The organism is Mucilaginibacter galii (assembly GCF_014635825.1).
Taxonomy (GTDB): domain Bacteria; phylum Bacteroidota; class Bacteroidia; order Sphingobacteriales; family Sphingobacteriaceae; genus Mucilaginibacter; species Mucilaginibacter galii.
The window spans coordinates 954,689-981,492 of the sequence record NZ_BMDO01000001.1; the positions used below are offsets into that span (position 1 = coordinate 954,689).

The following is a 26,804-nucleotide window of genomic DNA, read 5'->3' on the forward strand; positions in this document are numbered from 1 at the left end:
ATCAGTTTAACAGACAGTATCAAAGTCAAATTAACGTTTTACCTCGCCGGGCATTCCGTTTCATCGCCCATACCAATAGGCGATCCATCGGGCATTACCAGCGGTTGTGTAAGTTGAAACTTATCGGGATTATCTTCAAACTGCTTTATTTGCGACAGGCAAAATAGCGCATTAGCCCGCTGCAAACTATTAGTTCCTCTTTGCTGAATTTGCATTAAACTTTTAAGTTCATCAATTTTCAACAAAGCAATACTGCGCACACTTTCGGGTGCCTGTGTACTTGCCGCCAAACCAAGCAATTGTTTCAGCATTTGATTATTCACCATGCGCTGCAACTCACCCTTATAATCGGCTGTCGGGGTAACTTTCCAGGTTTGAGCAATCATTTTATCCAGTACCTGCTCTAAAGAAGGTAGCGCAGCATTACGCGCATGATACTCCACTAAGCGGGCAGCGCGTTGCGGCTGCAGCATAAATGACAACGTAGTACTGGCGGCAGATTCGGCCGCGCCAATAGGATCGAAAGTTAACCCTGTGCGCGATTTAAACAGCTCGCGCGTACGAGGATAGCCAACCGGTCGTGGCGGTATTTTAGCAATCAGGGCTTCGGGCAGGGCCAAAGCATCGGGTGTAATGGTTTTCATCAATGCATCAAACGCTTTCCATTGCTGTGCAGCCGGAACCATGCGGGTTACCTGTTGACCGTCGTTTTTAATGGCATAGGTGTAGTACAGGCCACCTAATACTTTAGAGGCGGCTTCTACCTGATAACGATGAATTAAGTAGGCAGGTACCAACACTTCTTCGATGGTAGCCATAGGTGCATCCTGGCGGATAGCATTTTCGGAGAAATTATTGATTACTTGTTTGCGTAATACCATTAAGCGGTTCAATTCATCGGCAGCATCGGTACCGCTATCCCACAAATGGGCTTTAGGATGAGCGCTTCCTGCCGGGCGCGAGTCGGCATCGGCTATAAATATTTCGCCCTGCTTTAATGTTTCTGCAATGATTGCTTTTAAAGCTTGCCCATCATCCTTACTTTGCGTAAGGTCTGCGTAGCCATAAATAATTGCCCGCTTGTCCCAGCTACCAATTTCGGCAGTGTAAGCATCGCTCAAGTCAATGGTACCATCGGCTTTTACACTCACGGTTGGCGGTGGATAATCCATTACTGATGCCCGTTTATTGGTACTGGCCACATAATTATGGTATAAGCCTAAGGTGTGCCCTACCTCATGTGCCGCCAACTGGCGCAGGCGGGCAACGGCCAGTTTCAGCATTTTATCGCTCACCGGCTTACCATCTACATAAGGCTGTACCAGTCCCTCGGCAATCAGGAAATCCTGCCTGTCGCGCAGCGAACCTAAAGACACCTGTCCTTTGATGATTTCACCTGTACGCGGGTCGGTCACAGACGAACCATAAGACCATCCCCTGCTGGAACGATGCACCCACTGGATGATGTTATAACGAATGTCCATAGGGTCGGCATCTTCGGGCAGTAATTTTACCTGGAAAGCATTTTTGTAACCGGCCGCTTCAAAAGCCTGGTTCCACCAGGCGGCACCCTCTAACAAGGCGCTACGCACCGGCTCGGGCGCACCACGGTCTACATAATATATAATAGGTTTTACGGCCTCACTTATGGCAGCACCCGGATCCTTCTTTTCCAACCTGTGGCGGTTAATAAGACGTTTGACAATGGGCTGATCAATGGCCGTAGCAAAATCCATATAATCGGTGCTGAAAAAGCCTGAGCGAGGGTCGAATGCACGGGGCTTGTACTGTGCATCGGGCAGTTGTATGAAGGAATGGTGCATACGAACGGTTACAAAACTGGCATCAGGGGTAACGGTGCCTATTTCGCGACCGCTAGCGCTGCCTGCCAAGGTAATCGTAGCTTCCATTTCGGTATTGTAAGGAAAGCTTTTGGTGTTGCCCATGTAGATGGCCGAGCGGCTTTCATCGGCCCGGTAAGCGCCTTGACCCGAACGGGCCAAACTTGCCGATAACTGGTGACTATCGCGCATGAGAAACGGCGTCATATCAATCAGTATCCGGTCCCCGTCAATTGCCTCGGCTTTAAAACCCCATATAACCGATTGTGCAAAGGCTTCTTCTACCGACCGGCGCTCATCGGCGTTATTACTAACGGCACGGTAATCATAATTGGGCTGTATCAACAATATTTTAGGCCCGCTTTTTACAAACTTTACAATTTTGGTATCACCCAGTTGCCCGCGGTCTAACCCAAGGTCATTAGACCCCACACCCGCCGGCATCGACTCTACATATAAGAATTCCTGGTTCAGTTTATTGATCTCTAACAGCAAACGGCCGGTTTTATCGTCCCAATACGTATTAAAGTAACCGGCTTGTTTGGTGAAGCCTTTGGTTTTACCATCAATACCTTCAGCATTTTGCGCGTAGGATAATATACTAACCGTTATTAAAGCAATAAACGTGATGTAAAATTTCTTCATAGAGGGCAATGATTAATGTGCTCTCTAAAATACATTTTTTATCGTGTCTTTACTTACCGGTCATAAAAAAAGGGCTCTGAAAGTATCAGAACCCTTTTTACAAAACTATTTACAGTTATTACATACCTTTTTGGATTGCTTCGATAGCAGCCAGGTGGTTTTTTAATGTAGGTAAAGTTTTAATGGCAAAAGATTTAATATCTGCATCTTTTGCATCGGTGGTAGCTTTTTCAAACAGGTCAACTGTTTTCTTGTGATCGCTCACCATTTGGTCAACATAGGCTTTATCAAATTCAGTACCTGATTTTGCTTGAATATCGCCCATTGTTTTTTGCTCATCGGCACCTACTGTAGTTGGTAAGGTAATGTTTTTAGTTTTAGCTAAAGCCATTAACTCTTCGTTTGCAGTCATGTGATCTTTGGTCATCATGGTGGCAAATTCTTTTACCTTAGCATTGGTTGCTTTGGTTGCAGCCAGTTTTGAAAGCTCAACCTCGGCCATACCGCCGTTAGCTGCTGCCACTGCAAATTCTGCATCATCACCAACAACGGCAATACCGCCTGTTTCAACAGCATTGGTAGAAGTGTCTTTGGTGTGGTTTGCACTGTCTGCATTGGCTTTGCTATCGTTGCTTGACGAACCGCCACATGATTGGAATGCCAGGGCAGCTGCCGCAAGCATTAACATTGAACATACTTTTTTCATGGTATCTGTAGATTATTTAATTTGTTATTATACTACTATAACAATAAACCGGCAGGTGGGTTTGAAATATTTAAGTTGTGAAACATTTGTAGCTGTAATTGTTATGCTATACTTAAAGGTTTTACTATTTTTGGGCACCAATAAATATTGATATATGAACTTTCCGGCAGAATTAAAATACACCAAAGACCACGAGTGGATTAGAGTTGAAGGCGATGAGGCCTACATAGGCATTACCGAGTTTGCACAGCGCGAACTGGGCGACATTGTGTACATAGACATTAATACTGTAGGTCAGGAAATAAGCAAAGACGAAGTTTTTGGTACAGTGGAGGCCGTAAAAACAGTATCAGACCTGTTTATGCCTGTAACTGCCACCGTATTGGAATTAAACCCCATGCTGGATAGCCAGCCCGAACTGGTGAATACCGACCCTTACGGCGATGGCTGGATGGTAAAAGTAACGTTAACCAACGCGTCTGAAGCCGAAGGTTTACTATCGACAGAAGATTACGCTGCATTAGTAGGCGCTTAAATGACTGCTTATTTAAAATACCAAAAGCTCACCCTTGGGTGGGCTTTATTTGTTTTATTCATGTGCAACATGAAAATGGGCAGCATAGCACACTCTCCGCGCTTTTTCCCTGGCTTTGATAAGTTAACGCACTGTTGTTTCTTTTTCATGTTCACCGTTTTAGCCATTCATGGCCTAATCGCTCAAAAAAGCAACTTTACCTTCTTTGATGCCGTAAAAATGTTTGCTGTTGCTGTTGCCTTTGGTGCTTTGATCGAAATACTACAACTCTATATTTTTACCTGGCGTAGCGGCGAATGGAACGATTTGTTTGCCGATAGCGTAGGCGCCGGCATGGCAGCTTTTAGCAGTTTAATATTTGTAAAAAGATAAGTGTGTGATGAGAAAAATTGGCGTTATGTTGGTGGTAGCTATATGTTTTATGGTTTCTTCGTGCGGAATATTTAAAAAAGGCTGTAATTGCCCGCATTTCGGTAAGGCTATATCAGCCAAGTTTGCCGGTAACAATTTATGCTAAAATAAACCTGCCCAGCTTTGCGTTTATGACAGAAAGCAAACACTGTTCTTATTTGGATTTGATTTAAATAAGCTCTATGTTTGTATTCGGTTTATGAAAAAGCTATCGCAACTGCAAATAGGAAAAACAGGCATTATTAAGGAGTTTACAGACCTTGAAATGTCGCTTAAATTGATGGAAATGGGTTGCTTACCCGGTGAAGAGATCAAGGTAGAGCGCGTTGCCCCCCTGGGTGATCCCATTGCCGTTAACGTTTCGGGCTACATGCTCAGCTTACGTAAACAAGAAGCTTCGACCATTATTTTACAGTAATTATTGCATTGAAGGCAGAGATCAAAGTTGCGCTTGTAGGAAACCCCAACACCGGTAAATCAACCCTTTTTAATTTACTCACCGGTTTAAACCAAAAAATAGGAAATTTTCCGGGTGTTACGGTTGATAAAAAGACTGGCTTTTGCAACCTGCCCGATGGCCGACGCGCCGAGATCATTGACCTTCCCGGAACTTATAGTCTTTATCCTAAAAGCCGCGACGAATCTATCGTATTTTCTGTACTGGCCGATAGAGTTCATGAAGCCCCCGATCTGGTGGTGGTCATCCTTGATGCTTCTAACCTCAAAAGAAATTTACTTTTATATACCCAGGTTGCCGACCTGAAGATACCTCTTGTTGTTGCCTTAAACATGATGGATGTAGCTAAAAAGGATGGCATCTCGATAGATATTAACAGCCTGTCGAAAAAGTTAGGCGTACCTATCGTGCCAATCTCTGCCCGCCGTAATGAAGGTATTGACGAGTTAAAGAAGAGTATCTCTTACGCTAATAAGTTTGCCCTGCAACAAGACAGTATCGATGTAAAATCAATAGCGCCGCAGTTGGTTGATGCCATTGGCGAAGAACTACAGGTTGACAACCCCTACTTTGCCTTACAACTGGCTCACCAGCACGAAACGCTTACTTTTTTATCAGAAAGAGAAAGCAGCCGTATTGAAGAGCTTGAACTTGCCCATAATTTCCACTCGCAAAAGGCTCAGGCTACAGAAACCATTGCCCGTTATAATTACATTAACGACCTGCTCTACGACACCGTAACCAAGCAGGAAGCAGCCCAGGAAGAAAGTACCAGCAACCGGATAGACAAGGTTTTAACCCACCGGATATTTGGTTTTTTTATTTTCTTCGGTATATTGCTTTTCATGTTCCAGGCCATATTTGCATGGTCGGCCTACCCCATGGAACTCATCGAAAAGCTGTTTATCTGGATGCAAACCGGCGTACATAACCTCTTGCCTGCCGGCCCGCTGACCGATCTGCTGGCCGATGGAGTTATTGCAGGTTTGAGCGGTGTATTAGTATTCATCCCTCAAATTGCTATACTATTTGCCTTGATTGCCATACTGGAAGATACCGGCTATATGGCGCGGGTTACCTTTATGATGGACCGGCTGATGCGTAAAGTAGGCTTGAACGGAAAATCGGTAGTGCCCTTGATTGGTGGTTTTGCCTGCGCGGTACCTTCTATCATGAGTACCCGCACCATAGAGAACTGGAAAGACCGCATGATTACCATTATGGTTACGCCATTGGTGGCCTGTTCGGCCCGTTTGCCGGTTTATACCTTGCTAATTGCGCTTGTAGTGCCCGATAGAAACCTGTGGTGGATATTTAATTTGCAGGGTTTAGCCCTTACGGGTATGTATGTACTGAGTTTGGTATCGGCCATTATTGTAGCCTGGGTTATGAAGTACATACTTAAAGCACGCGAACGCGGCTATTTCATCATGGAATTGCCCGTGTACCGCATGCCCCGGTGGAATAACGTACTGCTCACCATGTTCGACCGTGCCAAGACCTTTGTATTACAGGCGGGCAAGGTTATTATTGCCGTATCGGTTATTTTGTGGGTACTGGCATCCTACGGCCCCGGCAACAACTTTGAACAAATAGAAAAGAAATATAAACAACCTCAATACGGTCAAATTATGAAACCTACGGAGGTACAGCATGCCATTGCCTCCGAAAAGCTGGAAAGCTCTTATGCCGGTTATCTTGGCCATGCTATTGAGCCCGCCATTAAGCCCCTGGGCTTTGACTGGAAAATAGGCATTGCCTTAATTACCTCATTTGCCGCACGCGAAGTATTTGTGGGTACCATGGCTACCATTTACAGCGTAGATGGAAATGCCGACGAAATACAATCTGTAAAACAAAAGATGGGCAGTGCTCGCAACGCTGAAACCGGGAAGCCAACGTTTACACTCGCTGTAGCTTTCTCCCTTATGATGTTCTATGCCTTTGCTATGCAATGTGCCAGCACAGTAGCTGTAGTTTACCGCGAAACCAAAGATTGGCGTTGGCCGGCTGTACAATTCGCCTACATGGCCGTATTGGCTTATGCAGCCAGCTTTATTACTTACACGTTATTAAAATAACGTTACCGCTGCTTATATTCGCTTAGGAGTTTTAGTGGACAAGATCAAAGTTTTAGAAAAGTATTTACCGGGGGGTGCCGCCCCGCTGGTTGGCCGCTGGATAGATTATTTTAAGTGCGAATTTAAAATATCGCGCAGCCGCAATAGCAAATTTGGTGATTATCGTCCACCTTTCGATGGCAAAGGTCACCGTATTTCGGTAAACAACAATTTAAACCCTTACGCTTTCCTGGTTACTACCGTACATGAGTTTGCCCATTTGCACACCTGGAACCAGCATAAACACCTTATTAAACCGCATGGCGCCGAGTGGAAAAGCAATTTTAAGAAAATGATGCAGCCCTTTTTTGATCAGCAGGTTTTTCCGGCTGATGTTAAAAGTGCAATTACCGCTTACCTGAATAATCCCGCTGCCTCCAGCTGTTCGGACTTGAACTTATACCGCTCGTTAAGGAAGTATGATGCTAACCATGCCACGGCGACTACCGTAGAAAAGCTGCCCCTTAAAGCTGTGTTTAAGTTAAAGGATGGCCGGGTGTTTAGAAAAGAAGAGCAGTTGCGCAAGCGCTTCCGCTGCATTGAGGTAAGCACAAAAAGGATATACTTATTTAGCCCGGTGGCGGAGGTAGAGTTGGTAGAGGTTGCTTAAATTTGATTAAATAGCTTTTGGTAGAAAGGGTGCCGGATATGTTTTGGATTTACCCATGATGCTTTTCCATGCGAAAAAATGGCAACACGAGAGCGAACTGCTTCGGAATTATCAAATAAGTAAGCAGTATCAAACAGGCTAATATAATTTATCAAATTAGTCTGGCTACTATGAAAACGCCTAATGATGTCTCCATTTTCTACATTATGGCCTAATTTAAACTGACGTTCTTTCACCCTGATTACATTATCTAACACAGATTGTAAAGCCACATAATACAAAATAACTTTGTACCCGAGCTTTATTGCCTGTTTGATATCATTGATTTCTGAATTGCCGGAAAAGGTGCTTTCAAAAGCTACATCATTGCTATTTAATAACGCGGTTTTTCTTCTATCGAGAGCTAGGCGAGCGGCTTTAACTTGATGTTGGTAACTTCCAAACTCCTTAAAAGCAATTTCATCAGGATTAATTATGGCCATTTTAATCCTCTTTTTTTCTATAAGGTATGAGGTTAATGTGGTTTTCCCCGAACCATTTGGCCCTGCTATTACAACCAGTAATGGCCCGTCAGATTGCATTTATTAGCCTTATTTGTTCCTCTAACAAACGCATATCTTCTGTTAACTCACTGCGAATAATAAACTTTGCACCATTAGGATACTCCTTTACGAAGAAGTTGCCCGACATTGTTTCAGGATGTTCTTCACTCCGGTAGTAGATTGGTAAGCCTGCTTTTAACATTTCTTTAGCCCCCCAATCAGCACCCTCGTCAATTACTTTTTGTGTGGGATCTAATTTGTAGATTTCTTCCAAAGTCATCATAACACAATATACTAAAATTAATCAACCAACTACAATGTCGTATCAAATAGCGCATGGTCAAATTCAGGCTTCAGCACATAATTGAGTTGTACCAAACCAGTATCGTACGTCTTGGTATCAACCAGTAACAGATCAACTTTACTGGTTATATTTTGAAACAACGGCTTGCCCCCACCCAGTATAACAGGATGAACAGACAGGATCATTTGTGAGATCATTTTCCGTTCGATGAATGCCGAAATGAGGCTGGCTCCGCCAAACATCCAGATGTTGGCACCTTCGCTATTGAGTATGGCTTTAACCTCATTATCAAAGCTGTCCTTTGTAACAACTTCCACTTTTTCGTGAGCAACAGGTGATAGGGTATCTGAAAAAACGTAGATCTTTTGAATGGCCGGGAAGTATTCATCTTCCATCCCTGCCACCATTTCGTAGCTTTTACGGCCTATAAAGATGGTGTCGGTAGTGGTAAAAAACTCGGCCATGCCGTAGTCCTGGTCGGTGAGGCACCAGTCATACTCGCCGTTGGGGCCTTCTATAAATCCATCAAGGCTTACGGCCAAATTCAATACTACTTTTCTCATTTAGCCTTTTTCTGTTTGATTATTTTCTTCTGCCCAGCGCTGCGCAAAAGACTTTTCGGCCACCTGCGGCATATCGTGGTAATGCCCCCACGACTTTTTGAACAACGTTTTCAGTAGGAAATTCTTCACTTTTCCACCAAAAAAGTCGGTAAAATTACGTTTAAGTATCATTTTCTTCCAGATAGCCCAGCCCCACTTTTCGGGCTTGCTTACCAGGTCTGCTTTCACCGCATCACGGCGGTTAAGCAGTAACATTTTATGGATATCAATTTTAACCGGACAAACTTCGGTGCACCGACCGCATAAACTTGAGGCATAGCTTAAGTGCTTAAACTCCTCCATCCCTTTCATGTGCGGCGTAATAACCGAACCAATGGGACCGCTATAGGTAGTGTTATACGTATGCCCACCCACGTTTTGATAAACCGGGCAAGCATTCAAACAAGCCCCGCAGCGGATGCAATACAGCCCTTGCCGCTGATCTTTCTGAGCCAGCAGATCGGTGCGTCCGTTATCCAGCAAAACCACGTACATCTCTTCGGGGCCGTCGGTTTCATTAGGTTGACGGGGGCCGGTGAGTATCGTATTGTACACGGTTAAGTTTTGACCTGTACCATGGGTTGAGAGTAGTGGCCAAAACAGGTCAAGATCAGCCATGGAGGGGATGATCTTCTCAATACCTACAACAGCAATATGTATTTTAGGAAAGGTGGTGCTTAACCTGGTGTTCCCCTCATTTTCACTTAGCGCAATGCTGCCACTATCAGCAACCAAGAAATTAGCACCGGTAATGCCGGCATCGGCTTCAAGGTACTTATCGCGCAGCAGCTCGCGCGCTTTTGCGGTAAGTTGCTCGGGAGTAGAATCTATAGGTGTACCAAATTTTTCGTGGAAGAGTTTAGCGATGTCCTCTTTAGAAAGATGCATAGCCGGGGTAACGATGTGGTAAGGCTTTTGGCCCAGTAGCTGTACAATGTACTCCCCCAAATCAGTCTCTAACGATTCAATATTATTCTCCGTTAAAAACTCGTTCAAATGAATTTCTTCGGTAGCCATGGTTTTTGATTTAACCACGCGCTTTACCCCTGCTCTTTGCAATATGTTCAGTATTTCCTGTTGGGCCTCGGCAACATCGTTAGCCCAAATTACCTTGCCGCCCCGACGTAAAAAGTTGGCTTCAAACTCGGGCAGGTACTTGTCGAGGTTTTCCATTACCCGCCATTTCACCACATGAGCTTTGCGTTTGGCAGTTTCGAGATTTACCAGGCGGGCCGTACCACGGGCAACGGAGGTATGGTACCTGCCCATGTTAAAATTAATGATACGGCGATGATCCTGATCAAATGCTTTCTCTTCCGAATCTGCCAAAAATTTCTCGGCCGTACTTCCCATAGATGCGAAATTAGTGTTTTTTGTTCATAGTTAATGGTTCTTAGTTCATAGCTTAAAGCACTCCAAAATCAATAACCCATGAAAAAAGCGCCCTACAGAGTTCCAACTGCAGGGCGCTTTTACTTATGGCTCCCATGAACCATTAACTTTGAGCCATCAACTACCTGCTTGCCGGCATGTCGTTTTTCACATCCACTACCGGGCGCTCATCGCGGTTGGCTAAATCCCAGCCGGTGTAAAATACCAGTTGGGTACGTTTAACCAGTAAAGGGAAATCAATTTTACTTACTTCATCACTTACTTTATGGTAATCTGCATGTACACCATCAAAGTAAAATACGATTGGTACGCCGTGCTTGGCAAAATTATAATGATCTGAACGGTAGTAAATACGCTCAGGGTCTTTAGGATCATTGTACTTATAATCTACCGCCAGTTTAGTGTAAGTATTATTGGCGTTCTCGCTGATCTTGTGCAGGGTAGTGCTTAACTTGTCAGAACCTATCAAATAGCAATAGTCAGGCGTGCCTTCATGCGATGGATCGCGACGGCCGATCATGTCGATATTCAAATCGGTAATTGTTTTTTCGAGAGGAAATACCGGGTGTTCAGAATAATACTCTGAGCCTAATAGACCTTTTTCTTCGCCTACGTTACCTAAAAATAAGATAGTACGGCGAGGGCCTTTACCATCATTTTTAGCTTTCATAAAGGCAGTAGCAATCTCCAGAATACCGGTAGTACCCGACCCATCATCATCAGCACCGTTGTTTATGCGGTCGCCTTTGGTGCCTTCAGGCTCCATACCTATGTGATCATAGTGAGCAGAGAAAACTAAAACTTCGTCTTTCAATTTAGGATCTGAACCCGGAATGTAGGCAACAATATCTACCGCCTTAGCATCCTTAACCATAGTTTCGGCACTGGCTTTTACATCGGCTTTAAACGTTTGCGGCTGACCTGCGGCTGATTTTAAATCGGCATAGGTTTTCCCACTTGCTTTTAATACCTGGTCGGCAATGGCCGGGGTAATTGACAGTACCAGGGCACGTGTAACAACCGGGTGCGGTGTGGCTGGTTTAAGGCCTATACGCTCACTACCTGCGCCTGTAACTGGTGCTACAGCACCTACACCTAATACTATGGCTGGTTTTTTAGCCATTAAGGCTGCAGCTACTCTGCCAAATGCACGCATAGGGCTAATGCTGGCATCGGCACCCGGTTTAGGCTCGGTAATTACCATGACAGCTTTACCTGTAAGATCAAGATCTTTTAATTCTGCTTCTGAACCATAGCCTACAAATACTACTTCCGAAGCATTGATGGTTTGGGTACCGCCGCCGCTAAGTGCTGAGTAATCTTTCCCTACCGTAAGTGCTGTACCGTTAACGCTTACCGAGTTAACTTTGAAAGAAGTACTGGTTAAAGGCACATCTAAAAAGAAAGAGCCATTATTGGCAGGCAAAAGGCCTAATTTTTTGTATTCGCCGGCCAGGTAGTTGGCGGCTTTATCGGCGCCGGGCTTGCCGGTTTCGCGGCCTTCCATATCATCGGCAGCAATAATGGTCAGGTGTTTTTTGGCGTTATCTACGGTGATATACTTGGCGTATTTTACTGCCGTAGGATTAGGCTGGGCACAGGCCCCGAGTGCTGCAATGAATGCAGCACTGCATAACAAAGTTTTTTTCATTTTTAACAGAACGTTTTACAATGGTAGTCAAATTCAAGTAACCTTTCAATCAGAACAAGTAACAATAATAATATAAACCGTTATCCTATTTGGTTAATAATAGCATCATTCATTATTGATCCTGAACTATCCATATATTTTCTTACTTCATCACCAATATACCTGGCGTTTTTTATACCGTCTATAGTAATGCTGAAGTTTGTCCTATCTCCAACTATAAAAAATGTTATGGTAGCTAAACCCACTATGCGGTACAATAATGGCTCTTCCATTTGCGAGTCTACAACTTTATAAATAGACACTTCGTCTGTTATTCTGTTTAATACACCGCGGCTAACCAAAATGCGTTCATTTGTAATTTCGAACTTTGTACATGAGGTTTTGATGTATAACCAAATAGCTATAAAAATTGGGATAACCAACCAAGAAAATAGTGCACATAAAATATAAGCTCCTAAATTTTGCAATTGAGATGGCGAGCCCTTCCAAATAAGTGTTTCGGTCATGCAATAAACTTAATAATTATTTATCAATTATTAAAAATTCAGCAAGCCATTTTGCCAACGCGTGTGGCATGGCGGCCACCTTCAAATTGGGTGGTCAAAAACGTTTCTACAATGGCTTTAGCATCTTCCAAAGAAATGAAACGCTCAGGGATGCACACAATATTGGCGTTGTTATGCTGACGGGCTAATGCGGCCAGTTCGGGCTGCCAGCATATAGCTGCACGAATACCCTGGTGCTTATTGGCAGTAATGGCTACCCCGTTGGCACTGCCGCAAACCAATATGCCAAAATCAAACTCACCGCTTTCAACCGCTAAAGCTACCGGGTGAGCAAAGTCGGGGTAATCGGTAGAATCGGGCGAGTTAGTGCCGAAGTTTTTAACAGTTGCCTGCGGCAACCATGCTATTAGTTCTTGTTTATAGTTGAAGCCTGCATGGTCTGAGCCAATGGCAATTTTAAGGTTAGTGTTCATGATAATTAGTCTATGGTCCATGGACAATAGACCATGGACTGATTGATCTTAGGCTTCTGCTTTCATTAATTCGTTATGTTTTTTCAGCTTACGTTTTTCAACTGCACCTGCTACCATGATGCCTACCTCGTATAAAACAAATAGCGGCAAGCTCACGATGAACATGGTCATCATATCGGGCGTTGGTGTAATTACTGCGGCAACAATTAAAATTGCTACAATGGCATAGCGCCGGCCTGCACGCATAAATTTAGGGGTTAAAATACCCAGGTTGGCTAAAATGTAAACCAGTATAGGCAATTCAAATACTATACCTGTAGCTAAAGTGAGTGTAGCAACTGATGACAGATAAGAATCAATGGTAAAATTATTCTCAATGATAGCACTTATTTGATAGCTTGCTAAAAAGCTGATAGACTCTGGCGATATGACGTAATAGCCAAACAGAATCCCCAAGATGAATAATAAAGAGGCATAAAAGACAAAACCCGAAGCTGCCTTACGTTCCTTTTCGTGAAGAGCTGGCTTAATGAAACGCCAAATTTCCCATAATAAATAAGGAAACCCAAGCGTGATACCTATAATTAAAGCCGAGTTAATTTGCAGCGTGAACTGGCCGGCCATTTCGTTATTAATAATCTTACCCGGAATTTTGGTGATACAAAAACCCGACCGATGCAAATAATCCCCTAATTTACACAGCATCCTGTAGGTCCAGAAGTTAGGCTTCATGGGCCCCATGATGATCGTATCAAAAACGAAATCGTAGTAATAAAAAGCTAATCCGGTAAAAATGATAATGGCAATACAAGCCCTTATCAAATGCCACCTTAGTATCTCAATATGATCAAAAAACGACATCTCCACTTCGAGGTCGTTCGTCTTTTCCTTTATCGCTTTTATTATTTTATTATCGCTCATGTACTGTAAACAAAAATACCATTCTGTATCACATACGAATGGTATTGTATTTTAATTTTTATTTCATGAAATATTTATTCCGCTATCTCAAAGCTCTCCATAAACTTGGTGGTAAAATTACCCGCCCTGAAGTTAGGATCGCGCATGAGTTGCAAGTGGAAAGGTATAGTGGTTTTGATACCCTCAATCACAAATTCGCTCAGGGCACGCTCCATAGTATTTAAAGCTTCTTCGCGGGTTTGGGCCACACAAATTAACTTGGCAATCATTGAATCGTAGTTAGGCGGAATTACATAACCGCTGTACACATGCGTATCTACACGTACGCCGTGGCCACCCGGTGAGTGGAAATTGGTAATTTTACCCGGTGATGGACGGAAATTATTGAAAGGATCTTCGGCATTAATACGGCACTCTATGGCGTGCATAGTAGGCTCGTAGTTTTTGCCCGATATTGGCGTACCAGCAGCAACCTTAATTTGTTCTTTAATTAAATCTACGTTAATTACTTCTTCGGTAACCGGATGCTCTACCTGTATACGGGTATTCATCTCCATAAAGTAGAAATTGCGGTGCTTATCTACCAAAAATTCAATGGTACCGGCACCTTCGTAACGTACAGCTTTGGCGCCCTTAATAGCAGCCTCACCCATTTTTTTACGAAGTTTTTCGGTCATGAACGGTGAAGGCGATTCTTCTACCAATTTTTGGTGACGACGCTGAATAGAGCAATCTCTTTCAGACAAATGGCAAACCTTACCATACTGATCGCCCACTACCTGTATTTCGATGTGGCGTGGGTCCTCTACGTATTTTTCTAAGTATAACCCATCATTACCAAAGGCAGCACCAGATTCGGCACGGGCCGAATCCCAGGCGGGTTCAAACTCCAAATCATTCCATACCACGCGCATACCACGGCCACCACCACCGGCAGTTGCCTTTAAGATTACGGGGTAACCCACCTTATTGGCTACCTGAATGCCTTGTTTAACATCGGTTAGTAAACCATCGGAACCCGGAATGGTAGGCACGCCGGCTTTTTTCATGGTTTCTTTGGCAGAGGCTTTATCGCCCATGCCATTGATCTGATCAGCTGTTGCACCGATGAACTTGATACCGTATTCGGCACAAATGGCGCTAAACTTGGCATTTTCGGAAAGGAAACCGTAGCCGGGATGTATAGCATCGGCATTGGTCAACTCGGCTGCCGATATAATGTTAGGTATATTTAAGTAAGAATCGCGGCTTGCCGGCGGACCAATACATACGGCCTCATCAGCAAAACGTACGTGCAGGCTGTCGCGATCTGCGGTAGAATATACAGCTACCGTTTTTATGCCCATTTCCTTACAAGTACGGATAATGCGCAGGGCTATTTCGCCACGGTTAGCAATTAGTATTTTTTTAAACATGAGTTGTGTTAGTTAAGTGGTTGATTGAGTTAAGTAGTTGATTAAGTTAGTAACTACTCACCTATCAACCATTCACTAATCAACTTAACAATTACATAGGTTCAACTAAAAACAAAGGCTGGTCGTATTCTACCGGCGATGAGTTCTCTACCAGGACTTTTACGATACGACCCGATACTTCAGACTCGATCTCGTTAAAAAGTTTCATGGCCTCAATGATGCAAAGTACGCTGCCCGATTGAATTTCATCGCCAACGTTAGCAAAATTAGGTTTATCTGGCGATGATGAGCGGTAGAAGGTACCGATCATGGGCGACTTGATAGTTACATACTTAGATACATCGGCAGCGGCCGGAGCTTCAGTTGGGGCTGATGTATGTTCGGTTACTACCGGCATTGCGGCCTGCGCCGGTTGTGCAACCTGTGCGGCAGGTATGGTAGCGTTAACTATGGTTGGTGCCTGGTTGGTTTTAATAGTGATCTTAAAATCGGTCTGTTCGATAGATACCTCGTTTACACCTGATTTAGAAACGAAGCGGATCAGATCCTGAATTTGTTTAATATCCATATTTTAGAAATAGTTGGTTTTGGATAATATTTAAAAACCTAAGTTATAACAAATTAAATAAAAATTGTTGCCAAAAAAATCAGTAAGCCCATTTAAGGTACAGCGATCCCCACGTAAAACCACCTCCAAAAGCAGCTAATACAATGTTGTCGCCTTTTTTAAATTTACTTTCCCATTCCCACAGGCAAAGCGGTATAGTACCGTTGGTAGTGTTACCATAACGTTCTATATTAATAACCACTTTTTCATCACTGATGCCCATGCGATTGGCCGTGGCATTAATGATACGCTTGTTGGCCTGGTGTGGCACCAGCCATGCAATATCATCGGCGGTAAGATTGTTGCGCTCCATAATTTCGGCAGCAACTTCGGCCATATTGGTTACCGCAAACTTGAACACGGTTTTACCTTCCTGGTAAGCATAATGCTCACGGTTGGTGACCGTTTCGTGCGAGGCGGGTTTTAAAGAGCCACCGGCTTTCATATTTAAAAACTCACGGCCCGAGCCGTCACTTTTACATACCGAATCTACAATACCAAAACCTTCAGAATTAGGTTCGAGTAAGGCACAGCCACAACCATCCCCAAAAATAATACAAGTAGCGCGGTCACTATAATCAATAATTGACGACATTTTATCACCGCCTACTACCAGTACTTTTTTATGCTTGCCACTCTCTATAAATGCGGCTCCGGTTGCCAGGCCAAAAACAAAGCCCGAGCAGGCGGCCTGCAAATCATATCCCCAGGCGTTTTTAGCGCCAATTTTATCTGCCAAAATATTAGCCGTAGCCGGGAAAGGCATATCGGGGGTAGTGGTACAAAATATGATCAGGTCAATTTCTTCGGCGCTAATGCCGCGCTTTTTAAGCAAGCCTTCAACAGCCGGAACGGCTAAATCTGAGGTGCCGGTGCCTTCGCCTTTAAGTATGCGGCGCTCTTTAATACCGGTACGACTGGTAATCCACTCATCATTGGTATCAACCAGCGCTTCCAACTCGTGGTTGGTAAGCACATATTCGGGTGCATAGCCATGTACAGCGGTAATTGCAGCCTGTAGTTTATGCATTTATTTGAGATTTAAACGAAAGCCTGTTTAATTTTTTCAACGAGGTTGCTCTCGGCCATATTGCGCGATAAGAGCACCATGTTCTTGATAGCCTCGGGGCTGGAGATACCATGCCCTACTACTACCGGGGCATTGATACCCAAAATTGTGCTACCGCCATACTGTTCGTAGTTAAAGCGGTTAAAAAACTCGTCGTTAAAGCCTTTTTTGCGCGTTATTACGTAATATGATTCGGCCAGTTTTACAATAATGTTACCGGTAAAACCGTCGCATACAAATACGTCGGCGGCATCGCCAAACAAATCGCGGCCCTCAACATTGCCTACAAAGTTGTATTGCGATGAAGCTTTCATGAGCGGATAAGCAGCTAAGCTTAATATGTTACCCTTCTCTTCTTCTTCACCAATATTCATCAGTGCAACTTTAGGAGTGGCAATACCATACACAGCCTCGGCAAATAAGCTACCTAATAAGCCAAACTGCAAGAGCATATCGGGCTTACAATCTGCATTGGCACCTACATCCAATAAAATACCCAAACCGCCTTTCAGTTTGGGTACAATAGCTGTTAAAGCCGGACGAATAACACCCGGGATAGTTTTTACGCTGAACATAGCCCCTACCAACATAGCACCAGTATTACCTGCCGAAGAGAACGCTTGAATTTCGCCCGTCTTTAACAAGTTATACCCTCGGGCAATGCTCGAATCGGGCTTTTGTGCAATGGCTTTTGTAGGGTGCTCGCCCATGCCTATCACTTCGGTTGTGTGTACAAACTCAAAGTGATCGGGGTTAAACTCATTTTCCTGAAGAATACTTACTGCTACGTCCTTATCGCCTACCAGCACAAGGCTTTGCCCTGCAGGTAAAACTCTATAAGCTTCGATTGCTCCTAAAACAGCGGCTTTCGGAGCATAATCGCCGCCCATAATATCTAAGCCTATCTTCATTGCAGAAAATTGGGCTTAAACTGTGGCTGCTTTTTCAATAAGTACTTTACCGTTGTAGTAAAGGTTACCATCAACAGTGTAAGCGCGGTGTGGCAAATGCACAGCACCAGTAGTAGCACAAGTAGTTAATGTAGGCGCTTCGGCTTTATAGTGCGTTCTGCGTTTAGCAGTTCTTGATTTGGAGAACTTACGTTTTGGATTTGGCATAACTTTAAATTATATCATTTTAATTTTTTAAGCGCATCCCAGCGTGGGTCGGCACTTTTTTCTTGTTCATCACCGCTTGCCAGTTTGTTTAAACGGTCAAGCATATCTTTATCACAATACGGGGTATTACCCTCGTTGTCGCACACCGCTATAAACGGAGCCGCAACAGTTATGTACTCGTAAATTAACCCTGCAACACTAATTTCTGTGTCATTCTTGTTCAGGGTAATGATCTCATCGTCAGCGTCGATCTCCTCTTCGCTAAACTTGTATACCTGTTGCTCCTGTATATCCAACTGCTGCGGATATTCAGATAAACAACGATCGCAGGCCATATCTACCGTACCGTGAATATCAAAGTCAAGTATGATCATGGTTTCCTGCTTATCCAGTTCTACCCGGCATTGCAGTTCACCTTTTTTTACCAGCGAATACTCAAATTCGTTGAAAAATTCGTTGTTGATCGTGTACTCAAACTCGTGCCGGCCTAACTTGAGGCCGGTGAAAGGAATTGAATATGTTCTTAACGATTTCAATGAGCGATAATTAGCCCGCAAATGTAGAGATTTTTTATGGAAAGCGAAAACGTTTTTTGAATTTTGGGTAACAGCTTTGTTATGACAAATGCAGCGGTATTAAATTCGGTTTGCTACCTTTACTCATTCTGTTTATTATGCAAAACATCATTCAGGACAATCTTGAGCAAATTCAACAACTGATGCGGGCTTATGACGTAACACACGCCTATGCCTTTGGCAGCGCAGCTACAAATACAATGCACGCCGATAGCGATGTTGATTTTGTAATCCGTTTCAAAGCAGGTATAGACTTTCAAACTTATGGTCATAACTATTTTGAATTGATGTATGCTTTACAAAACCTGCTGAAGCGCGATGTGGAATTAGTTGCAGAGGAAACTATCACAAACCCTTAATTACTACAATCCATTGCCAGCCAAAAGATGGAGGTATTATGAGTATTGAAGTAAAAAAGCTAATTACTGATGTACTTGAAGCCATTAATTCAGTTGATGAGTACCTCGATGGTAAACGCATTTTCCCGGAATATTAATCTAACAAGACTAAGCGCCGGGCGGTTGAACGCGAATTGGAAATTATTGGTGAGGCTGTAAATAAGCTTTTATAAATTGATCCGAATATCTCTATTTCTTACGCCCGCTTAATGGTCGATCTACGCAATAAGGTAATTCACGCTTATGACAATGTAAATCATGTTATTATCTGGAATGTTGTGATAACTCATTTACCTGTGCTGCAAAAAGAAGTGGAGAAACTTTTAGAGGAGTAAATTGACAATAGCCCTATATCTTCAGTCGCAAGTTTATTTTATTAAGCAATCCTGCCACCCAAATCATCACCAGCGAAAACACCAGGCATTTAATGAGGCCACCCGTACCTTCGCTTAGATACTCGGGGTAACCGGCATCTGTCATGCCATAAATAGGATAAAATATAAACGGAATTAAGTAGCAGGTAAAGGTGTTGGTACCGGCCGGTTCTATGATCTTGAACCAGTTGTATTTTTCCTTTCTATCTACAACAAATAAGAACACCATGTAAGCCACCAGGCTAATGGAGGTACATATGAGCACCCAAGATGGCGTATCGTGCGCTTTGGAAATACCGCCACTTACATAGCGCACAATAAAGCCCAGGTTAGCCAAAATAATGGCCAGTAAAATAAGTCCTGCCCATAACAGGTTCAGTTCCTTATTTTGCATCAGGCGCATATACATCACCGATACTACAATACCCGCCATGGTGAAGGCCTGCATGGCACCATTGCCCGCCAGCCAGAAATAACTTTTCCACTGCATTAAAAAGGTGAGCCAGCCAAAGTGAAAATCAAGGTTGATCAGGATGAAGATGATCCAGGCAGCGGCTTGTATCCAAAGTAATCCCTTTGAATAATGGTAAATAAGCGCACAAACCATGTACGACCAGCCAATTAACCCCAATATGCCCCACCAGCTAAAATGCAGCCAGGTAGAATGTGCAGGGTCGTTACTTTTGTACAGTAACGACATAGCTACCAAAAGCACTACGCCAAAGCCCTGAAACAGGTAACGTTTGATACTGGTAAAATCGCGGTAATCGAGAAATATGAAAAAGAAACTAAAGGTGAGCAAACTTTCCCAAACCGGCTTGGGCAGCAGGGTATTGAGGTCATCATACGTTTCCATATTGGCATGAAAAAAACCAATGAGGATCAACGCCAGCGAGCGGGTAATAATGCGGTAAGGCACCTTCCCGCCGCTACTTTGCCTGTTTTGAAAGGCAAAGGGAATAGAGAGGCCTACGATAAATAAAAAGGCTGGAAATATAACATCGGCCAAACCCAAAGCATCAGAGTTTTCTCCTGCATGTTTAAGCCATTCCGGCACGTTGGGTACCCCTTCCAGATCGTTCACAAAGATCATGAGGAACATGGTAACCGCACGGAAAGCGTCGATGGACCGCACCCGGGTGTATACGTTATTCATTATATTGGTAGAAGTACTAATAATTACAGCTTGATACAAAACTAACGGTTGTATTGCTGAAACATTGCCACCTGTTTGTAACAGATGTATAACCTGGATTAATCCCTATCGCGGCTAAGCTTGCTGAATTGCAGCGGATTTTCATTCAATTCAGCCGTTTCGCGGCGGTGTTTTACAATATGGATAGCCTCAAACATAGCTTCACGGAACGACACTTCCGATGCCTTATTTTTACCGGCAATATCATAAGCGGTACCATGATCGGGCGAGGTACGCACAAAGCTTAACCCTGCGGTATAATTAACGCCCGACTCGAAAGATATTTGTTTGAAAGGTATCAATCCCTGGTCGTGATACATAGCCAGCACGGCATCAAATTGCATATAAGTACCATTCGCAAAAAAGCCATCGGCCGGGTAAGGTCCAAAGGCCATTATACCGTTATCACGGGCTGCTTCAAGCGCTGGTATTATAATTTCCTTTTCCTCACTGCCAATTAAACCATTGTCGCCCGCATGAGGATTTAGCCCTAAAACGGCAATTTTGGGTTTACGTATCCAAAAATCTTGTTTCAAGCTGGTATTCATCAGCTTTAACTTGGCAACAATTTTATCGGCAGTTAACGATTGTGCTATTTGCGATACAGGGATATGCCCGGTAACCACGCCTACTTTCAAGGTTTCGCTCACCAGAAACATTAGCACTTCTGGCGAATTGGCACGTTCTTGCAAATACTCGGTATGCCCCGGAAACTTAAACTCTTCGTTCTGAATATTATCTTTATTAATAGGTGCAGTAACCAGCGCATCAATCTCGCCTGCTACTAAATCATCAGTGGCACGTTGTAATGACATGAAAGCATACTTGCCACCGGTAGGGGTAGATAAGCCTAATTCTATTTTCACATCTTCTTCCCAACAATTAATCATGTTGGCTTTTTTGTGATGTGCATCAGCAGCACTCTCTATCACGTTAAAGTTCAGATCGTGCACCTGAACCGTGCGACGGTGAAAAGAGGCAACCTTGGTATGGCCGTAAACAATGGGTGTACAATATTCATAAATACGGGCATCGGCCAGTGTTTTTATGATAACTTCCATACCGATGCCGTTTACATCGCCTATACTGATACCTATTTTTAGCTTTTCACTCATAACTGTATTTGATTGCACCGATTAAGGTGATTTCACTGATTATATAATTGATCAAGACATTATAGCCGATGAATTGTTGCACCTTAAAACTGGTGAAATCATCACTAAAAATTCTATTAATCAGAATTATATTAATGCAAATAAAGGGTTTTCGGTAATAATGTTTACCATCCCTGCGCAAATATCACGTAATTTGTAAAAATTCGAGTATAGATAATGTCTTTAGTCCGCGCAAAAAAGCACCTGGGTCAGCACTTTTTAACTGATAAAAATATAGCCTCTAAGATAGTAGACAGCCTGCGCCCCAAGGGCAAATATACCCAGGTGCTTGAGGTAGGCCCGGGTATGGGTGTACTGTCCGACTTTTTACTACAGAAGGCTGATTACGAAACTTTCCTGATCGATATTGATACCGAATCGTACAATTTCCTCAAAAAAAAATATCCGCAACTGAAGCAACGCCTCATTAATGCCGATTTTTTGGAAATGGATTTTAGCACTATTTTTACCGGCTCCTTCGCTATTATAGGTAATTTCCCTTACAATATTTCGTCGCAAATTCTTTTCAAGGTATTGGATAGCCGGCACCAGGTACCCGAATTAGTTGGAATGTTTCAGAAAGAAGTAGCCGAACGCTGCGCATCCAAGCCAGGCAGTAAGGAGTACGGCATATTGAGTGTTTTTTTGCAAGCGTATTATAAGGTTGAATATTTGTTTACTGTAAAGGCAGGCGTATTTAATCCGCCGCCCAAGGTACTTTCGGCCGTGATAAGGCTTACCCGTAACGAAGTACCGGAACTCAACTGCGATGAAAAGCTATTTTGGCAGGTGGTAAAAGCAGGCTTTAACCAAAGGCGTAAAACTTTACGTAATGCACTATCCTCTTTAATTAATAAAGAAGCCATGACCGAAGACGCAACGCTTGACCTGCGTGCCGAACGCTTAAGTGTAAACGATTTTGTAGAGTTGACTAACCGTATTACTGCAAACCGGTAAACTAATATTGCGTATATTTGAGTATGGACATTCAAGCAGAAAAACTGGAGATTATGAAACTTTTACTTGAAGTGGATAGCCCCGAAATTTTGAGTGAAGTAAAAGTCGTATTTAAAAACAAGGGCTACGATTTTTACGATGACTTGCCACAAGCAGTAAAAAATAATATTGATGCGGGATTGAAAGATGTTGAAGAAAGAAAATTTGGGACACCTGTTGAAATCCAATAGTAAGTGTACCCGATTCCTTTATTATTCATCATGGTGCAAGAAAATAACGAGTTAAGTCCAAGAGAAATATTATATTATTTCTTTTACATAATTTCGTTCTCCCTATCAATCTGGACAGGGTTTTTGTTTGGTTTTGAGGGCAATAGCCATACTCCTCCATTCCCCTTTGTAATAGAAATTTTTACACTCCCAATTGGTACAATTCTTTTTCTTGCAGATTTTAGAATGTACAACACTACAAAAGTTCATAAGATTGGCTTAACCGCAAATGGTTTAGTTATGCTTTATGTACTCATTTTAGCATTTGCTAAATAATCGAGAAACAGTTTGTATAAATTAATACCTAAACATTGAAAAACATACTCATAGTCGACGACCTCCACCCTATCTTCATAGAACAAGTAGAGGCCATGGGCTATACCTGTAATTACCAGCCCTTAATTAAATTAGATGAAGTATTAGCCATTATTGCAGATTATGAAGGCTTAATGGTACGCTCCAAATTTCAGGTAGACCGTAAATTTTTAGACGCCGCCGTTAACCTTAAATTCATTGCCAGGGCAGGTGCAGGTATGGATAACATTGATGAAGCTTACGCAGCAGAAAAAGGCATTACGTTGGTAAATGCCCCCGAGGGAAACCGCGATGCTGTGGGCGAACATGCCGTGGGTATGCTGCTATCTTTAATGAACAACCTGAACCAAGGAGACGCGGAAGTACGGGCGGGCCTTTGGCAACGTGAAGCCAACCGCGGATATGAACTAAAAGGCCGCACCGTGGGCATTATTGGTTACGGCAATATGGGTAAAAGCTTTGCCCGCAAATTGAAAGGCTTTGAAGTAAATGTAATTGCTTACGACAAATACAAAACCGGCTTTAGCGATGCCTATGCGCGCGAGGTAAGCATGGAAGAAATTGTTAAGCATAGCGAAGTGCTTAGTCTCCACGTGCCACTTACTCCAGAAACCAACGGATTGGTAAATTATGAATACCTGTACCATTTCCGTAAGCCTATATTTTTGCTGAACACATCGCGCGGTAAAGTGGTGCAAACCCAAGCCGTACTTAATGCCATTAAACAAGGTAAAATACTGGGTGCTGGTTTAGATGTGTTGGAAGTGGAAAAATTCCCTACCTTGGGTGAGCAGCCCTGGTTTTACGAATTAAAGCAAAATGATAAGGTATTATTGAGCCCGCATGTGGGCGGCTGGACTTTTGAATCGTACCGGAAAATAAGCGAGGTGATGGCACAAAAAATTAAAAATTTGGAGATTAAAACTTAAATCTCTTATCTTCGTTTTTATACCAAACAAGACTATGCAGGCGTTAAAGGTCTCATAGTCTTGTTTGTTTTTAGTAGCCGTTGCGTCCTTCTTACCAAAATCAGGGAGGGCGGTTTTTTTTGATAGCTACTGGTAAATATCTATTTAAAATATTGTGTTTTTATGGCAGAGGTTCAATACTACACCAAAGAAGGTTTAGAAAAATTAAAAGAAGAGGTACAATACCTAAAAACAACAGGTCGTTCAATTATATCTAACGCAATTGCCGAAGCGCGCGATAAAGGCGACTTATCTGAGAATGCCGAATATGATGCTGCCAAAGAAGCGCAGGGCCATCATGAAGATAAAATAAGGAAACTGGAAGATGCTTTGGCCAATGGCCGCCTGCTGGATGAATCGAAAATTGATACGTCTAAAGTGCTGGCTTTATCTAAAGTAACCATCAAAAATTCAAAGAACGGCGCCACCATGACCTACCAGTTGGTGTCGGAAAGTGAAGCCGATTTAAAAGCGGGTAAAATATCGGTTGCCTCTCCTATTGCCAAAGGTCTATTAGGCAAAAAAGTAGGCGACAAAACCGAGATTACCGTACCTGCCGGAAAAATTGAATTTGAAATTATGGAGATCAGTAGGTAAGTGAGTAATTGAATGGTTAAGTGGTGAGTAGTTGCAAATACGCTTACCACTTAATCACTCCTCATTATTCAACAACTACTTAACCAATCAACCACTTAACCATTCAACAACTCACCAAAAAATGTCAACCCTATTTTCCAAGATCATATCAGGAGAAATACCTGCCTATAAAGTTGCCGAGAGCGTCGAATTTCTGGCTTTTTTAGATATTAATCCACTGGCTGAAGGCCATGTATTGGTAATACCGAAGCAGGAAGTAGATTACTTGTTCGACATGGAGGATGGCTTGTATACTGAATTTCAGTTATTTGCTAAAATTGTGGCTACAGCTATGAAAAGGGTAATACCTTGTATTAAAATTGGTGTAGCGGTAATAGGCCTGGAAGTGCCACATGCACATATCCACCTCATCCCGATGAACTCAGTAAGTGATATGAACTTCTCAAAGCCTAAACTTAGCTTCACACCAGAGCAGTTTGAAGCTATTGCAGAAAAGATTAAGGAAGCTTTACGCGTAGAATAGCCCCTCATAAATCCTCCCCGGGAGGGAGGACTTTAAGATTTTAAGCAACACACTACTATTCGCTCCCTCCCTCCCGGGGAGGGTTGGGGAGGGGCTTCTTGATTTGTAAAGGCGAAGCTACCCTCCGCGAGTTATCTTTCACGAACGATTCCCATCCTGAATAGCTTATTTTACTACCCCTGCCGGTAGTTATTTTTTGAAAACTATGGCAAACGGCTACGGCTAATCCGTCGGTTGCATCTAAAAATTCGGGAGTTTCGGTGAAGTTTAATAAGCGTTGCAGCATACCTGCTACCTGTTCTTTAGTAGCATTACCATTGCCTGTAATGGCCTGTTTTATTTTACGGGGCGAATACTCGTTCACCGGGATATTGCGCGACAGCGCCGCCGCTATGGCCGTTCCCTGTGCCCTGCCAAGCTTCAACATCACCTGTATATTTTTTCCGTAGAAAGGTGCCTCAATAGCCAGTGCATCAGGATGGTAGTTGTCAATAAGGCCTATGGTTTTTTCGAAGATGCGCTGCAGCTTCAGCATATGGTCATCAGCGCCGCCGGGTATTTTGATGCTGCCCAAGGCAATGAGTTCGATCTTAGAGCCGGTTTCTTTAACCAGGCCGTAGCCCATAACGGCTGTACCGGGGTCAATGCCTAAAATAATGCGTTCTTTAACGGGCTGATTAATATTCACCCTGCAAAGATACTGTTTAGGCTATGCTTCGCCTTGTAGTATATGCAGATAATCGGCCCGGGTAATAAAACGGGCACCCATGCTTTCGAGATGCTCGGTGTGCACCTGGCAATCTATTAAATTATACAAGCCGCTTTGGCACAATGCTATAAGGGCAGTTTTTGAGGCATTACTCACCTTGCTGAACATACTTTCGCCGCAAAAAACACGGCCTGCCTGCACGCCATATAAGCCACCTACCAATTCATCATCCTGCCAAACCTCGTAAGAATGCGCATGCCCTAACTGGTGCAAATTCTGGTAAGCCTGCTTCATATCATTGGTTATCCAAGTACCATCCTGCCCCTCGCGCGGCACTACGGAGCAGGCATCTATCACCTTTTCAAATACCTGATTTACAGTGATTTTAAACTTACCTGAGCGCAGCACCTGCTTCATGCTTTTGCTGATGCGCAGCTCATTAGGGTATAATACAAAGCGCTCATGCGGTGCGTACCATAGGATAGGCGTATCATCGCTATACCAGGGAAAAATACCATGACTGTAGGCCAGCAGCAATCTATCGGCCGAGAGGTCGCCGCCTACGGCCAGCAAGCCATCAGGCTCGGCCAGTTCGGGGTTGGGGAAAACCAGGCGCTCATCTAACCGGAAAATCATGCCGCAAAGATATTTCGATTTCGCACAAATGAGGCTTAATTCCGGTTTATATAATTCTGCTTTTCCACATCATTCTTTCTAAAAACTACATATTTCTTCATAAAACCTCATTTAATTACAAAGCGGCAGAATTACGCGAATCAGACAGATTTAAAAGACAATTGACAACCTGTTTATGCCATTAATTTAAGCATTAGTTAAATACAAGT

32 protein-coding genes are annotated in these 26,804 nt (G+C 43.3%); 12 read left to right on the top strand and 20 right to left on the bottom strand.

The genetic code is table 11. The features are described from left to right. Positions 1 to 38: 38 nt before the first annotated feature. Both IEV61_RS04100 and IEV61_RS04105 read right to left on the bottom strand, forming a co-directional pair. Positions 39 to 2,486: a zinc-dependent metalloprotease gene (locus tag IEV61_RS04100; RefSeq protein WP_188413999.1), complete on the bottom strand. Its 2,448-nt coding sequence runs from the start codon at positions 2,484 to 2,486 to the stop codon at positions 39 to 41. A gap of 118 nt (positions 2,487 to 2,604) precedes the next feature. Next, positions 2,605 to 3,192: a DUF4142 domain-containing protein gene (locus IEV61_RS04105; RefSeq protein ID WP_188414001.1), complete on the bottom strand. Its 588-nt coding sequence runs from the start codon at positions 3,190 to 3,192 to the stop codon at positions 2,605 to 2,607. A gap of 154 nt (positions 3,193 to 3,346) precedes the next feature. Between IEV61_RS04105 and gcvH the strand changes: the two genes are divergently transcribed. The 5 genes from gcvH to IEV61_RS04130 all read left to right on the top strand — a co-directional run bounded on the left by gcvH (position 3,347) and on the right by IEV61_RS04130 (position 7,325). Beyond that, positions 3,347 to 3,727 carry a glycine cleavage system protein GcvH gene (gene gcvH, locus IEV61_RS04110; RefSeq protein ID WP_188414003.1) on the top strand — a complete coding sequence of 127 codons (381 nt, stop codon included), beginning with the start codon at positions 3,347 to 3,349 and terminating at the stop codon, positions 3,725 to 3,727. A gap of 60 nt (positions 3,728 to 3,787) precedes the next feature. Continuing rightward, positions 3,788 to 4,099: a VanZ family protein gene (locus IEV61_RS04115; RefSeq protein WP_188414005.1), complete on the top strand. Its 312-nt coding sequence runs from the start codon at positions 3,788 to 3,790 to the stop codon at positions 4,097 to 4,099. Positions 4,100 to 4,337: 238 nt separating this feature from the next. Beyond that, positions 4,338 to 4,556, top strand: a complete 219-nt coding sequence (locus IEV61_RS04120) for a FeoA family protein (RefSeq protein WP_188414007.1) — start codon at positions 4,338 to 4,340, stop codon at positions 4,554 to 4,556. 8 nt (positions 4,557 to 4,564) lie between these two features. After that, a complete protein-coding gene (gene feoB / locus IEV61_RS04125; protein WP_188414008.1) occupies positions 4,565 to 6,676 on the top strand; it encodes a ferrous iron transport protein B in 2,112 nt (703 codons plus the stop codon). A 34-nt stretch (positions 6,677 to 6,710) separates the two neighbouring features. Next, positions 6,711 to 7,325, top strand: coding sequence for a SprT-like domain-containing protein (locus IEV61_RS04130; protein WP_188414010.1), 615 nt, complete (start codon positions 6,711 to 6,713; stop codon positions 7,323 to 7,325). Here IEV61_RS04130 and IEV61_RS04135 read toward each other — a convergent pair. The 14 genes from IEV61_RS04135 to IEV61_RS04200 all read right to left on the bottom strand — a co-directional run bounded on the left by IEV61_RS04135 (position 7,322) and on the right by IEV61_RS04200 (position 18,461). Next, a complete protein-coding gene (locus IEV61_RS04135; protein ID WP_188414011.1) occupies positions 7,322 to 7,906 on the bottom strand; it encodes an ATPase in 585 nt (194 codons plus the stop codon). The genes IEV61_RS04130 and IEV61_RS04135 overlap by 4 nt on opposite strands. Continuing rightward, positions 7,896 to 8,150 (bottom strand): hypothetical protein, encoded by a 255-nt coding sequence (locus IEV61_RS04140; protein ID WP_188414013.1) that lies wholly within the window; start codon positions 8,148 to 8,150, stop codon positions 7,896 to 7,898. Before IEV61_RS04140 ends, IEV61_RS04135 begins: the two co-directional genes overlap by 11 nt. 29 nt (positions 8,151 to 8,179) lie before the next feature. Continuing rightward, complete coding sequence (locus IEV61_RS04145) at positions 8,180 to 8,734, bottom strand: dihydrofolate reductase family protein (protein WP_188414015.1); 555 nt, start codon at positions 8,732 to 8,734, stop codon at positions 8,180 to 8,182. Beyond that, positions 8,735 to 10,126 carry a LutB/LldF family L-lactate oxidation iron-sulfur protein gene (locus IEV61_RS04150; protein ID WP_188414017.1) on the bottom strand — a complete coding sequence of 464 codons (1,392 nt, stop codon included), beginning with the start codon at positions 10,124 to 10,126 and terminating at the stop codon, positions 8,735 to 8,737. Between the two features lie 160 nt (positions 10,127 to 10,286). Then, positions 10,287 to 11,816 carry a M28 family peptidase gene (locus tag IEV61_RS04155; protein WP_188414019.1) on the bottom strand — a complete coding sequence of 510 codons (1,530 nt, stop codon included), beginning with the start codon at positions 11,814 to 11,816 and terminating at the stop codon, positions 10,287 to 10,289. A gap of 80 nt (positions 11,817 to 11,896) precedes the next feature. Next, the gene (locus tag IEV61_RS04160; protein ID WP_188414021.1) at positions 11,897 to 12,322 is read right to left on the bottom strand and encodes a PH domain-containing protein; all 426 of its coding nucleotides are present in this window, start codon (positions 12,320 to 12,322) and stop codon (positions 11,897 to 11,899) included. Between the two features lie 38 nt (positions 12,323 to 12,360). Beyond that, the gene (gene rpiB, locus IEV61_RS04165) at positions 12,361 to 12,795 is read right to left on the bottom strand and encodes a ribose 5-phosphate isomerase B (protein WP_188414022.1); all 435 of its coding nucleotides are present in this window, start codon (positions 12,793 to 12,795) and stop codon (positions 12,361 to 12,363) included. Positions 12,796 to 12,843: 48 nt separating this feature from the next. After that, positions 12,844 to 13,716, bottom strand: coding sequence for a twin-arginine translocase subunit TatC (tatC, locus tag IEV61_RS04170; protein ID WP_188414023.1), 873 nt, complete (start codon positions 13,714 to 13,716; stop codon positions 12,844 to 12,846). A gap of 74 nt (positions 13,717 to 13,790) precedes the next feature. After that, the gene (gene accC / locus IEV61_RS04175; RefSeq protein WP_188414024.1) at positions 13,791 to 15,131 is read right to left on the bottom strand and encodes an acetyl-CoA carboxylase biotin carboxylase subunit; all 1,341 of its coding nucleotides are present in this window, start codon (positions 15,129 to 15,131) and stop codon (positions 13,791 to 13,793) included. Between the two features lie 91 nt (positions 15,132 to 15,222). Beyond that, complete coding sequence (gene accB, locus IEV61_RS04180; protein WP_188414025.1) at positions 15,223 to 15,699, bottom strand: acetyl-CoA carboxylase biotin carboxyl carrier protein; 477 nt, start codon at positions 15,697 to 15,699, stop codon at positions 15,223 to 15,225. 79 nt (positions 15,700 to 15,778) lie between these two features. Next, positions 15,779 to 16,768, bottom strand: a complete 990-nt coding sequence (locus IEV61_RS04185) for a beta-ketoacyl-ACP synthase III (protein WP_188414026.1) — start codon at positions 16,766 to 16,768, stop codon at positions 15,779 to 15,781. Positions 16,769 to 16,779: 11 nt separating this feature from the next. Beyond that, positions 16,780 to 17,718: a phosphate acyltransferase PlsX gene (gene plsX / locus IEV61_RS04190; RefSeq protein ID WP_188414028.1), complete on the bottom strand. Its 939-nt coding sequence runs from the start codon at positions 17,716 to 17,718 to the stop codon at positions 16,780 to 16,782. Between the two features lie 15 nt (positions 17,719 to 17,733). Further along, complete coding sequence (gene rpmF, locus IEV61_RS04195) at positions 17,734 to 17,925, bottom strand: 50S ribosomal protein L32 (RefSeq protein WP_188414029.1); 192 nt, start codon at positions 17,923 to 17,925, stop codon at positions 17,734 to 17,736. A 14-nt stretch (positions 17,926 to 17,939) separates the two neighbouring features. Next, positions 17,940 to 18,461 carry a YceD family protein gene (locus IEV61_RS04200; protein WP_188414031.1) on the bottom strand — a complete coding sequence of 174 codons (522 nt, stop codon included), beginning with the start codon at positions 18,459 to 18,461 and terminating at the stop codon, positions 17,940 to 17,942. A 137-nt stretch (positions 18,462 to 18,598) separates the two neighbouring features. On the opposite strand from IEV61_RS04200, the gene IEV61_RS04205 reads away from it, so the two are divergent. Together IEV61_RS04205 and IEV61_RS20765 are read left to right on the top strand one after the other, a co-directional pair. Continuing rightward, entirely contained in the window at positions 18,599 to 18,859 is a 261-nt protein-coding gene (locus IEV61_RS04205) for a nucleotidyltransferase family protein (protein ID WP_188414033.1), read from the top strand. A 248-nt stretch (positions 18,860 to 19,107) separates the two neighbouring features. Then, a complete protein-coding gene (locus IEV61_RS20765; protein ID WP_373867818.1) occupies positions 19,108 to 19,233 on the top strand; it encodes a HepT-like ribonuclease domain-containing protein in 126 nt (41 codons plus the stop codon). 13 nt (positions 19,234 to 19,246) lie between these two features. Here the strand turns inward: IEV61_RS20765 and IEV61_RS04215 are convergent, their stop codons facing one another. Beyond that, positions 19,247 to 20,428, bottom strand: a complete 1,182-nt coding sequence (locus IEV61_RS04215; protein WP_188414035.1) for a DUF5009 domain-containing protein — start codon at positions 20,426 to 20,428, stop codon at positions 19,247 to 19,249. A 98-nt stretch (positions 20,429 to 20,526) separates the two neighbouring features. Beyond that, positions 20,527 to 21,582 (bottom strand): 4-hydroxythreonine-4-phosphate dehydrogenase PdxA, encoded by a 1,056-nt coding sequence (gene pdxA / locus IEV61_RS04220; protein ID WP_188414037.1) that lies wholly within the window; start codon positions 21,580 to 21,582, stop codon positions 20,527 to 20,529. Between the two features lie 216 nt (positions 21,583 to 21,798). Between pdxA and rsmA the strand changes: the two genes are divergently transcribed. From rsmA to IEV61_RS04245, 5 genes are all read left to right on the top strand, one after another. After that, positions 21,799 to 22,578 (top strand): 16S rRNA (adenine(1518)-N(6)/adenine(1519)-N(6))-dimethyltransferase RsmA, encoded by a 780-nt coding sequence (gene rsmA / locus IEV61_RS04225; protein ID WP_188414039.1) that lies wholly within the window; start codon positions 21,799 to 21,801, stop codon positions 22,576 to 22,578. Positions 22,579 to 22,601: 23 nt separating this feature from the next. Next, positions 22,602 to 22,808 carry a hypothetical protein gene (locus IEV61_RS04230; protein WP_188414041.1) on the top strand — a complete coding sequence of 69 codons (207 nt, stop codon included), beginning with the start codon at positions 22,602 to 22,604 and terminating at the stop codon, positions 22,806 to 22,808. Between the two features lie 350 nt (positions 22,809 to 23,158). Further along, positions 23,159 to 24,091 carry a 2-hydroxyacid dehydrogenase gene (locus tag IEV61_RS04235; protein WP_188414043.1) on the top strand — a complete coding sequence of 311 codons (933 nt, stop codon included), beginning with the start codon at positions 23,159 to 23,161 and terminating at the stop codon, positions 24,089 to 24,091. Between the two features lie 162 nt (positions 24,092 to 24,253). Continuing rightward, entirely contained in the window at positions 24,254 to 24,727 is a 474-nt protein-coding gene (gene greA / locus IEV61_RS04240) for a transcription elongation factor GreA (RefSeq protein WP_188414045.1), read from the top strand. Between the two features lie 121 nt (positions 24,728 to 24,848). Next, on the top strand, positions 24,849 to 25,250 hold the full coding sequence (locus IEV61_RS04245) for an HIT family protein (RefSeq protein ID WP_188414047.1): 402 nt from the start codon (positions 24,849 to 24,851) through the stop codon (positions 25,248 to 25,250). 55 nt (positions 25,251 to 25,305) lie between these two features. On the opposite strand, the gene ruvC is transcribed toward IEV61_RS04245, so the two are convergent. Continuing rightward, positions 25,306 to 25,938, bottom strand: coding sequence for a crossover junction endodeoxyribonuclease RuvC (ruvC, locus tag IEV61_RS04250; RefSeq protein WP_262890587.1), 633 nt, complete (start codon positions 25,936 to 25,938; stop codon positions 25,306 to 25,308). 21 nt (positions 25,939 to 25,959) lie between these two features. Continuing rightward, on the bottom strand, positions 25,960 to 26,595 hold the full coding sequence (aat, locus tag IEV61_RS04255; RefSeq protein ID WP_188414049.1) for a leucyl/phenylalanyl-tRNA--protein transferase: 636 nt from the start codon (positions 26,593 to 26,595) through the stop codon (positions 25,960 to 25,962). Positions 26,596 to 26,804 lie beyond the last annotated feature (209 nt).